Genomic DNA, 10,553 nt, shown 5'->3' with positions numbered 1-10,553 from the left:
CCACCGTCAGCCGCCCTCCACCGCCCCGAACAGACAGCAGCAGACTGCCGACCAACCGCCCTCAGCACATCAAGAACTGAGCACGTTCATCCGTACGGGACTGAGCACGTTCACGTGTACGCCGACAGCACCTCTTCTTTTCGTCTCACACTCCGTCAACAACCCCAGCCACTCTGGTGAAACGCCCAGGCAGGTGCGGGGCGACGACCCGAGCCGGACGGTGCCCACTCCCCGAACCCTGCGGGCCTATGCCCCTGATCGTGGACACCCTGATCATTGGATCGTGAAGATCCATAGGACAGGAGTTCCCGTTGGGGACGTCGAAGTACTCGCCTGAGTTCCGGGCTGATGCCGTCGCGCTGTGCCGGGCCAGTCCCGGGCGGACGTATGCCGCGGTGGCCAAGGACCTGGGGGTGAACCACGAGACGCTGCGCGTGTGGGTGCGCGAGGCCGAGCAGGCCGCCGTGCCCGGAGCTGTCGAGGCGAGCGCGCTGGAGAAGGAGAACAGGCAGCTCAAGGCGCGGGTGAGGGAACTCGAGCTGGAGCGGGAGATCCTGCACCGGGCAGCGAAGTATTTTGCGGGCGAGACGAACTGGTGAGCCGCTTCACGTTCGTTGCCGACCACCACGACGCCTACGGCGTAAAGCGGCTGTGCAGGCTCCTGCACGTCTCCCGTTCGGGGTTCTACCGCTGGCGGCAGGCGGCTCCATTGGATCAAGAAACCATGATCCAGGGAACGTCCAGGGTCCAGAGCGGCTAAGGCGTCTGCACGGCCCCCTCAGCTGGGGCCGAGTCAGCCTCCCCGGAAGCCCGGCGAGTACGCAGATCACGCTCCGGGGGACTCGCGTGCCTACTTGAGGCCGATCATCCGGACGGGCTGACCGGTAGTGCGGGCGATTGTCTCGAAGTCGCGGTCGAAGTGCAGCAGCGTCAGGCCGGATTGCTCGGCGACCGCGGCCAAAAGAAGATCGACGGCCCCGGCGCTGCGCTGCTCGCCCTTGGTAGTGAGCTGCTCTTGCACGACACGGGCGCGTCGATAGATGCCCTCTGGCATGGGGCACCAGGCGAACTGGGCCAGATGCTCCTGGATGATCTCTCGGTCCTTGGCGGAGCGGGCGGAGTAGAGCAGTTCCAGCTCGGTCAGATCGCACAGGGCGACGAGGCCGGCGCCGATGCGGCGTTCCCACTCTTCAGCGGCCTGGCGCAGCAAGATGCGTGCGAGAGCCGAAGTGTCAATGAGGTAGTCAGCCACACTCACAGTGCGGGCCTGCCCCGGTAGTTGCGCTTGTCGAGGAGGAGCTCCGCGTCCAGAGCGCCGTCTTGTGCGAGATCTTGCAGCTCATGCAGGGCGCGCAGGCGGCGGTTGCGGTCGACGATCTCACGCAACGCGGTGTTGATGGTGTCACGCTTGGTCGTGGTGCCGAGTTCCTTGGCGGCTGCTTCGAGTGCCTCGTCGTCGAGGTCGATGACAGTTCGGCTCATGTTCCCCACCTATCGATATGCTCGTTGATATGTATCAGTATACATGATCAACTATATCGAGGAGATGAGCCCTGGGGCGATATCGGTCCGGCCTGGGCCTGGCCGTCGGATTGAGGGTCCATGAAGGGGGACGCGGGGTGGATCAGGCGTACAGCGGAACTTCAGTTCTGGCCTGCGAAACCGGCTACGAGGGTCCGCCTAGTTCACGGAACGGAGCCTCAGTGTGCCGGAGGGGAATCCGTCGGTCGTGGGTTCGAGTCCCACCCGCTCCACCCTGACCTGGCGGTGCAGAATCGTTGTGACCTGCATGTTCTCCAATGGAAGTCGGGGTCAAGGAGCTCTTGACGCCCCTATAGATCATGGATTCGCGACCCAGGGACCAATAAAGGCTCACCCGATCGGGGTGCGTTTGAGCTTGTCATGGAGAGGGATGCCGAGGCAGGTCTGTGGGCCACGGAACGGGAGTCGTTGCTGCTGCCGGTAGGCGAGCGGTGCGGGTGCATCGAGTCACGGCGTTGGATGCGGGACTACGTGCGCGGGCCGTTGGGCACCGATCGGGGCAGCACGGAGAGCCGCGTGCCGTCGCCGCAGAACATCGCCGAGCGGTTGGCCATCGCGCCAGCCCGTACAGCTGTCGCAATCCTGAAAGCCGATGGCGATCACGGACGGCACACCCATCGTGCTGCCGGAGATGGGGCCGCTGGCCGGCGCGGGAGTCGTCGAGCGGATGCGCACCATCGGCGTCATCATCGAGACGGCCGTAGAGATTCCGGGCCCGTCACGGGCCACCCAGGCGCAGGCGGACCTGCTCGGGATCTCCGTAGGCGACATGGTGACGGAGATCGAGCGCACCTACTACGACACTGACAGCCGGCCCGTCGAGACCGCGGACATCACTGTCCCGGACGTCCGATGGGAGATCGCCTACGAGATCCCGATGGAGCAGCCGTAGAGCGCACGGCAGCGCCGCCACGGAACAGTCGGATCAGTCACCCATCCCGACGGGCGGAGACTTAGCCAATGATGGCGACGGGGGCGTCCCAGGCGTCGTGGTCGATGGTGAGGGTGGCGCCGGCGTAGGTCTCCTTCTTGTTGACGGCGTACTGGTGGCCGCGGCGGTGGCCGGTCCAGAGGGTGTTGGCGAAGGGGAAGCCGGTGGTGGTGTCCGCGGTGTTGTCGTAGCGGGCGTACCACAGGACGTCGGGGAGGTCGCCGGTCTGCGCGGCGGAGGCGACGGCGGCGGCGCTGGACTGGCTGAAGCCGTAGAAGCCGGCCCAGTAGCCCTTGGCGTGGGCGGCGCGGTCCCAGGCGCGGATGTAGGTCAGGACGGACTGGACGCAGGAGGTGTTGGCGATGTCGTAGGCCTCCATGTCCAGGTAGATCGCGCTGCCGGACTTCATGCCCAGCGCGGCCGCCTTGGCGACAGCGTCCGCGCCGTCGGTCGTGCCGAGGGCGGCGGCGGCGCCGGCGGTGATCTTCTCCGGGTTGTTACTGGTCTGGCACGGCGGCTGCGCGCCGACGTAGAGCGGGATCAGGCGCCAGCCGGAGACGTGGACGGAGTGCACCCAGGAGGCGGTGAGTTGCGGCTGGGCGCAGCCGCGGTTCCTGCCGCCGATGTAGACGGCGGCGGCGCCGTAGGGCGAGCTCTTGCGCCAGCCGTTCATGGTGGTCGGGCTCGGGGCGGTGCAGGTGTCGAAGCCCTGGCCGGTGAAGACCACGGGGGTGGGCAGGTGCACCGGGGCCGCGGTCGGAGGCGCCGCTACGACGGAACCCGGAGCGGTGGGCGGGCCGCCGCGTCGGATGCTGTTGACGGTGCCCTGGGGTTGCGGGGTCGTCGAGTCGGTCGCCCGGGCGGCCGGAGCCTTGACCGTGCCCGCGGCGGTGGAGACGGAACCGGCCGGCCGGGAAGGGCCGCTCGCGGTGCCGGCCGCGACGGCCGGGGACCGGTGCGCGCCACGGCCCGAAGTGGCGGCCTGCGCGAGGGCGGCGCCGCCGCCCAGGACGAGCACGCCGGCGACGGACAGCGCGATGTAGTGGCGCTTCTTGTTCGGCAGGCTTCGATGCGACACAGATCCTCGGCGTGTTCCAGGGAAGTTCTCGGGGAATGCGGCGGAATGGAGTCACCGGGCGCTGACCCAGCGACGGCACTCGAACCTTCGCGCATAGCGGGACTCAAGCGTTGACGGCAGTCGCTCAGTAGGAAGTGGTGGTCGCGCTCTGGGTGTCCGGGCCAAGCTTGATGGTGCCCTTGGAGTACGAGGTGACGCCCTGATCGTCAACCATGTTCGTCCAGCAGGATGTCTGGCCGGCGTTGACGCTGCAATGCTCTTCGACACCGTTGGAGTCGCGGTGGATAAGAGCTCCTGCGTAGCTGCAACCCCAGGTCGGTTGGATGGGGCCGCATTCGGCCAACGGTCCGGTCAGTTTCAGGCGCGTCCAAGCCGCATGGCAGGCGACGCTGTACCGCAGCTCGACCGTGCCGATCGCTGCACCCGTGCCTGCGCTCGTGACCGTGGCCGAGCGCATAGTGACAGCGTCCGCCCCGCATCCCGAGGCCTGCGGGTCCTGACCCGTGTAGGTGGTCACAGCGCTGGCGCTGCCGGTCGCGGTGATCAGCCCGGCAGTGACGACCGCGCGAGCAGACCGGCACGAGCTATCTTGACAACAGAATTCTTCACGAAAACACCTTGGCCTAGTTGGTATGGAATTTACAATCCCACGAGACGATGAGTGCAATTCAAAAGGAAATGCGGCAGACACAGCAGCCGAATGTCAGCCTCTGACATTTTCTGTCGGGTGATAAACCCTAGTCACCACTCATCGCCGGACAATTCTCGCTGCAGCAGTCAATGTTGTCGGCATTTCACCCGAGCGATATCTGCACGTGGGTCTTATCATACCGGCCTCAACGACTTCACCGGCACGCGTCTGTCATCGGGTCCCAGACCATAGCTGGGCACAAATCGACCAGTAGACATCGGTATCGGATTCCTCGAGATTTTCAACCGAATCGAAACCCCCCAAGAAAAGAGGGACCCGGTATCCCGCGCATTTTCTCCAACCAACCCCGCCCCCCGAGTTGGCAACCCATTCAAGGAAGAAGTCATCTGCCAGGGCTGCATCGGCGTGCTCGATCAGCTCTACCTCGTGGAACTCCTGAAACGTACAGGGCGCCTCAAGGACCTCGCCTGTGCCAGGTTCAAATATTACAACCGAGGGTTCTTTGCCACCCTGAATCTCGGCGAGATCCAAAGCGAACTGCCTGCCCAGCCAGTCGAAGCCGAAAGGGATCACCCTATCCGACCAGCCTGAATGCATCTCGAGGACCGAGTCGAATACCTTCACCGAATCCGAATCGCGAACTCGGTAAACACCAGAATTGAACTCGCATCCGTGATAGGCATCGAGAAATTCGGCAAACCCATCGCAAGCAAGATTCGGAGAGACACGAGGAATCCCACCGCTGCCGACCCTGCTGACCTTGTCATACTTTTGAGAAAATCGAGACATGTCAGTCGCCTACTCGCCAATCATTACCCGTGTCACCAGAGTCCCTAGAGGAAATTTCTTCAATCGAGCTGCTCTGCGGACCCAGGCTCCGATTCACGCTCAGGTTGAGCGGACTCATATTCTTGACATCATCGGCACCTCCGAGCTGAAGATCGATTGTGTGATCGACGTCAGACCCTGCCGGTACGCTTCCTTGCCCGTTGGCTCGACGGTATCGAGTGGATGCAGATGTGCTGGAGCGAGAGGACGTGGTTATCTTGAGTTTTCCGGCCTTCGCCTCGGTATCGAGAGTCGCAACCTTTTCGTCGGCCGCTGCCCGTTGTGTTTCATCCCAGTCATCCTTGTATTTGAGGTTCAGCTCGCAACCGGGCGTATTGGAATTGTGGACCAGGACTGAAGTTGTCCCCGCCAGCACATAGTACGTGTGGAGGGTGCCGATGGTGAGGTCGTACGTGGTGGTGTTCGCGTGGAAGAGGCGGACGCCCACGACCTGGGCGGTGCCGGTGGGGGTTTGGAGGAGGTCGCCGTCGTGGAGGTCCTTGGCCTCGGTGAAAGCGGCTTGGGTCTCGTCGTAGAAGGGGTGGTGGAAGGTGGTGGTGAGGTGGTCGCCCTGGGCGGTCGCCTCTGAGGTGGCGGCTATGGGGGCGGTTGCCGTCAGGTCGTGGCCGGCAGGGCCGGGGTGAACGGCGGCGAGGGTGGCGAGGATGGCGGCTGAGGCTGCCAGGCCGACCGCGGCCTTCTTCAGAACCCGCTGCTTGAGGGATGCCTGGGTGACCGCGGTGGACTTGCCGGCCTTTGCGGCCTTGATGGCGGACTTGACCGTGACGTCGACGAAGTCGTGGTCGGTGTGGGTGACGATGACTGCGGTGACCTTGTGAGCCTGGGTTCCACTTTGGCCCGGGACGGCGTTGGCGATGGTGTCGCCGACCTTGATCTGGTCGATCGCCTTGGTGGTGCCGCCGGCCATCAGGACGCGGGTGTTACCAGTGAAACTGTGCGGCACCTTGCAGCTACCAGATTCACTCCGGGAACCGGCACCCTCGGTCTCCGCCTTGCTGACAGCTTGATCCGTGGCATCGGTGGCGGCGGTCTCCTCCGCTTCGGTAGCTCCCTTGCCGAAGAGCCCGCCGACGGCCTTCATCGCCTTGGGCGCGATCTTGGCGAGCAGCTTGCCGCCCAGCGCGCCGAGTGCTCCACCCAGCGCTCCGGCGACGGCGCCGGTGACCGCGGCCCCGGCGAAGGCGCCGACGCTGCACGCGCCTCCGCCCGTCTCGGCGCAGGCGAAGCCCTGTTCCACGAGTGACCCGGCGGCACCGGCCATGGCCGCGCAACCGACGGTTCCGACGCCCCAGGTGGCTGCCTCACAGCCGGCGAACACCGCGGTGGACACCACGAACGAGGTGATCGCCGCCGCGTGGTGCTTGGCGTACGTGGCTGCGGTCTTCACCGCATTGACCGTGGCGTGGTAGGCGGTTCGGGTTGCTTTCGCAACCGCGTGGGCTGCGTGTCTGACGACGGTTACTGCTCGTTTCACGGCGCGGGACACCGCGTGATAGGCGGAGTGGACCGCGTGAACGGCGGCGTGGTAGGCGCGTCTGACGTGACGGGCAGCGTAGTGGTAGTAGCGGCGGGCGCGCCGCATGGTGGACCGGTAGAAGTCCCGGACCTTGCTCCTCGCCCGGCGATAGGTGCTCTTGGCGGCGTCGACGACGGTCCTCACCGTGGCCGCCGTGTAGTTGTAGACCGCAGCGGCGTAGTGGCTGGCGTGTTCGTAGGCGCGTTCGGCCGCATCACTGACGTAGTTGGAACCGGCGGAGACGGCGCTGGAGACCGCGTGGTAGGCCTCCCTCGCGCCGCAGATCGCGTCGTACCAGGAGCACTGGCCAGAAGGGTCCGCGCCGGCCATCGGGTTGTCGTTGACGTAGGCGAAGGGGTTGGCGGATACCGAGTTCGGTACCGGGTTCAGCGAGACGCTGTCCTTGTTCATGAAGGTGCCGGTCGCCGGGTTGTACCAGCGCGAGGCGGTCCCGACCTTGCCGGTGTCGGACTCGGTCCAGCCGGACTGGAAGCCCAGGTGTCCGAACAGGGCGCCGTTGGCGGTGACCTTGCCCAGCGGGTCATAGCTGGCGGAGCCGCCCAGCGCGGTGGCACCGGAGGTGAAGGTGCCGACCACGTCGCTGTGCTGGTCGGTCAGCGCGAGGACACCGGTGCTGGTGGAGGCGGCTCCCACCACGTTGATGCCGGTCAGCGAGCCACCCGGATCGTAGCTGTAGGTGTAGTTGCCGTCCGAGGCGATGGTGTTGGCGGCGCCCGAGTACTGGAAGGTGCGGGTGGAGTGCTGCACGCTCTCCGCGTCGGAGATGTTCCGGCCCGTCGCGTCCAGGGTGTAGGAGTGGGTGCCCGCGGTGATCTGTCCGCCGTAGGCGTCCGTGCCATAGGCGACGGTGCCGCCGGCGGTGGAGGCGTCCGAGGTCATCGTGGACCGGGCGGAGTAGGTGTAGGTGTGAGTTCCGTCGGAGGTCAGCTGGTCGCGTGCGTCGTAGGTGTAGACGTCCGCTCCGACCTGGGTCCGGTTGCCGGAGGCGTCGTAGGAGTAGTTGGTGGCCGCGGTGCCGTTGTTCCACGAGCTGAGGCGGTTCGCCCAGTCGTAGCTGTAGGTGTTGGCCGATGCTCCGGCGACGCCGGCGGTGGTCTTGGAGGTGAGGTTGCCGGCGTTGTCGTACCCGTAGGTCATGCCCGCGAGGGTGGACGCGCCCTGTACCAGGGTGTCGCCGGTCAGTTGGTGCGCGGTGTTGTAGCTGTAGGTGCGGGTCTGGCCGCTGGTGCCGTACTTGACCGTCTTCGGCTGGCTGAGCGTGTTGTAGGTGTACGTCAGATTGGTGCCCGTGGCGGCGTCGTTCAGCGTGGCGAGACGGCCGCCGGTGTCGTACCCGTACGTGGTGGTCCCCGCCGCGTCGGCACGGGTCAGCGGTGCGGAGTCGTTGTTGTAGCTGAAGTTGGAGTTGCCGGCTGAGCCGGACGCCGTCAGGAGATTGCCTCGGTCGTCGTAGCCGAAGGAATCCTGGGTCGAGGTCTGGTGGTCCGCGTTCCCGGTGATTCCGGCCTCTGACGTCGAGGCGCCCAGCAGTTGGCCGTTGTTGTCGTAGGAGAAGGTGCGGGTGGCGGTTGCCGCTTCCGCTCCTTGGCCGGACTCCGACAGCACCTGGCCGACGTTGTCGTAGGTCATCGACGTGGTGACCCCGCCCGGTTGCGTCGCGGTGGTCAGTTGCCCGTCCGCGTTGTAGGCGTAGGTGGTCGTCGAGTCGGCGGCCGACGTATAGGTGCTGGTCGTGGGGGCGGTGACCGACTGCTGCTGGCCCCAGGGGGTGTGGGCGTACGTCCAGGCGTTCCCACGGCCGTCGGTGAATCGGGTGCGCTGACCTGCAGCGTCGTAGCCGAAACTGGTGGTGATCGAGGTGGTGGCGCTGACGGGCTGGATCTGCTGGGTGATGGTGCCGGCCGCGTCGTAGATGAACTGGTTGGTGTGGCCGTTGGCGTCGGTGGAGGCGAGCACGTTGCCGACACCGTCGTAGATCTGCGAGGTCTGGGTCAGCAGGGTGCTCGTCGCGTCGTACTGCTTGCTGGAGGTCGGCCGGCTGGAGGCGTCGTAGTCCGTCTGGCTCCAGGTGCCGTCCGGCAGGATCGTCTTTTGCCGGTTGCCCTGGAAGTCGTACGTGAACTGGGTGGTGTTCCCCGCTCCGTCGGTGGAGGCCGTGGTCTCGCCGGCCCGGTTGTAGCCGTAGCTGCTGGTGACCCCGCCGGGGCTGGTGGAGGAGGACAGGAACGCGCCGTAGGGGTTGCCGGTAGTGACGGCGTAGGACCTGGTCGACGTCAGCGTGCCGGTGGAGGGGAACCGCTCGAGGGCGGTGGAGGTCAGCTGGCGGCCCAGGTAGTCGTATGTGGCCTGGGTGGTGGCACCGGTGCCGTCCGTCACCGACAGCTTCTCGCCGTTGCTGTCGTACAGGGCATGTGTCTTGACGCCGTCGGCGCCGGTGACCTGGGCGACGTCACCGAGCTGGTCGTAGGTGTAGCTGGTGGTCCTGCCGCCTGGGGTGGTCGCCGCGGTCTGGTTGCCGTCGCTGTCATACGTCCAGACGGACGTCGCGGTGAGGGGCGTGGTGGTGCCGGCCGGTGTGTACGGCGGCAGGGTCTGGGAGACCTTATTGCCGTTCGCGTCGTACACGGTGGCGGTCTGGTTGCCGTTCGGGTCGGTCTCCTCGACGGCGTCACCGAAGGTGTTGAAGCCGCTGGTGGTGACCGGGCGCGCGGTCACCGAGGTGGCGCCGCCGGTGGCTTCGACCTGGACGGCGGGGGCGGTGGTGACCGCCAGGTTGCCGGCCTCGTCGTAGGCGTAGTTGGTGGTGTTGCTGTTCGCGTCGGTCATCGAGGTCGGCAGACCGCGCTTGTCGTAGGTGTAGTTGGTGGTCTGCTGATCGGAGGAGCCGACCGTCCCGCCACTGCGGCCGTTGCCGAACAAGGTGGTGACCTCAGCCGCGGACAGGGCGCGCGGATAGGTCTGCACGTTCGCGGTCTGGCCGTTGACCACGTTGCTGGCGGCCGCGCCGCCGGCCTGTTGGGCACCGCCGATGGACAACGGGCCACTGCCCGTCCACGGTGCGGTGTTGCTGCCGGTGGCGGCGAGCGTGCCGTTGACGTACAACTGCATGGCGCCGGTGGAGGCGTTGAACACGCCCACCAGGTGAGTCCAGCTGTTGGCCGTCGCGGACGCGGTGTGCGCCGAATAGTAGGCGGCCGGCGTTGCGGAGTCCGAGGACGGGGAGATGAACGCCCAGCCGGCGAGCGCCTTGCTGTACTGCAGGTAGAACGAGGAGGTGGCGGTGCCGCCCTGTGCGGCGACGGTGCGGAAGGTGCTCAGGTCCGCGAGATTCGCCCAGGCGGAGACGGTGTAGGAGGCCGTGGTGTTCAGCACCGGCGCGTTGGTGGCGATGACCCCACGGCGGAGGCAACCGCCGACCGGGTGGCGTTCGGCGAGTCAGCGGGCAATACCGTGACGTTCGCACCGCCGGCTGCTCCTCCGACCACCACAAAGGGCGTCCCCGGGAACTTCGGTCCGTCGACGGTCACCGCACCGTCGGGCGCCGTACCCACCGTCAGCACCACCGTGCAGTACCGCTGCGCCAGCGAAGCCAGAAACGGTGCCGCGTTGGCGGGGCTCTGCTCTCCCGACACCGCCAGATACATCACCCGCGCCCGGGTCTTCGCCGAGGCGTCCTGCATTCCGGCCCACACCGGCACCGCCGCCGCGTCCGCCAGCCCCCGGTCCGACGTGAGCAGACACGCCTGCCGCTGGGAGTACTCGCGGGCTCGAGTCGGAGGGACACCGCGGGCCCGATCCGAGGCCGGCAGTATCGCCACCAGGACCGCCGCTACGATCACCGCCGCCGCACCCGTCGCCAGCAGCAAGCCCCGATGGGCACCGATCCACGCAGCAGCCTCCTCAACAGCCCGGCAGACCTGCGAAGACGCGGCCCGCTCATCGAGCCCCGCAGCCTACGTCGACC

The 10,553-nt window shown here is 66.4% G+C and carries 7 protein-coding genes and 2 pseudogenes; 2 read left to right on the top strand and 7 right to left on the bottom strand.

Going from position 1 to position 10,553, the window contains the following annotated elements; all coding sequences use genetic code 11:
- Nucleotides 1-311: 311 nt before the first annotated feature.
- Nucleotides 312-709, top strand: a pseudogene (locus tag QMK24_RS24925) (transposase); the annotation flags it as partial.
- A gap of 141 nt (nucleotides 710-850) precedes the next feature.
- Here the strand turns inward: QMK24_RS24925 and QMK24_RS24920 are convergent.
- Nucleotides 851-1,258, bottom strand: a complete 408-nt coding sequence (locus tag QMK24_RS24920; RefSeq protein ID WP_283469002.1) for a PIN domain nuclease — start codon at nucleotides 1,256-1,258, stop codon at nucleotides 851-853.
- Entirely contained in the window at nucleotides 1,255-1,482 is a 228-nt protein-coding gene (locus tag QMK24_RS24915; RefSeq protein WP_283469001.1) for a type II toxin-antitoxin system VapB family antitoxin, read from the bottom strand. Before QMK24_RS24915 ends, QMK24_RS24920 begins: the two co-directional genes overlap by 4 nt.
- A gap of 561 nt (nucleotides 1,483-2,043) precedes the next feature.
- On the opposite strand from QMK24_RS24915, the pseudogene QMK24_RS24910 reads away from it, so the two are divergent.
- Nucleotides 2,044-2,434, top strand: a pseudogene (locus QMK24_RS24910) (UTRA domain-containing protein); the annotation flags it as partial.
- A 61-nt stretch (nucleotides 2,435-2,495) separates the two neighbouring features.
- Here the strand turns inward: QMK24_RS24910 and QMK24_RS24905 are convergent.
- The 5 genes from QMK24_RS24905 to QMK24_RS24885 form a co-directional block, all read right to left on the bottom strand.
- Nucleotides 2,496-3,551, bottom strand: coding sequence for a DUF1906 domain-containing protein (locus tag QMK24_RS24905; RefSeq protein ID WP_283469000.1), 1,056 nt, complete (start codon nucleotides 3,549-3,551; stop codon nucleotides 2,496-2,498).
- Nucleotides 3,552-3,675: 124 nt separating this feature from the next.
- Nucleotides 3,676-4,068, bottom strand: a complete 393-nt coding sequence (locus tag QMK24_RS24900; RefSeq protein WP_283468999.1) for a DUF2690 domain-containing protein — start codon at nucleotides 4,066-4,068, stop codon at nucleotides 3,676-3,678.
- Between the two features lie 345 nt (nucleotides 4,069-4,413).
- The gene (locus QMK24_RS24895; RefSeq protein ID WP_283468998.1) at nucleotides 4,414-4,992 is read right to left on the bottom strand and encodes a hypothetical protein; all 579 of its coding nucleotides are present in this window, start codon (nucleotides 4,990-4,992) and stop codon (nucleotides 4,414-4,416) included.
- 1 nt (nucleotide 4,993) lies between these two features.
- Nucleotides 4,994-9,961 carry a LamG-like jellyroll fold domain-containing protein gene (locus tag QMK24_RS24890; RefSeq protein ID WP_283468997.1) on the bottom strand — a complete coding sequence of 1,656 codons (4,968 nt, stop codon included), beginning with the start codon at nucleotides 9,959-9,961 and terminating at the stop codon, nucleotides 4,994-4,996.
- On the bottom strand, nucleotides 9,955-10,428 hold the full coding sequence (locus QMK24_RS24885) for a BMP family ABC transporter substrate-binding protein (protein ID WP_283468996.1): 474 nt from the start codon (nucleotides 10,426-10,428) through the stop codon (nucleotides 9,955-9,957). Before QMK24_RS24885 ends, QMK24_RS24890 begins: the two co-directional genes overlap by 7 nt.
- Between the last annotated feature and the right edge of the window lie 125 nt (nucleotides 10,429-10,553).

The sequence above is a fragment of the Streptomyces sp. PH10-H1 genome (genome assembly GCF_030063355.1).
Taxonomy (GTDB): Bacteria; Actinomycetota; Actinomycetes; order Streptomycetales; family Streptomycetaceae; genus Actinacidiphila.
The sequence above is the reverse complement of the archived record's forward strand: the minus strand, read 5'-3'. Positions and strand labels throughout refer to the sequence as shown.

Coding starts and splice junctions, on each gene's coding strand:
- QMK24_RS24915 (WP_283469001.1), bottom strand. CDS start 1,482: ATGAGCCGAACTGTCATCGACCTCGACGACGAGGCACTCGAAGCAGCC.
- QMK24_RS24895 (WP_283468998.1), bottom strand. CDS start 4,992: ATGTCTCGATTTTCTCAAAAGTATGACAAGGTCAGCAGGGTCGGCAGC.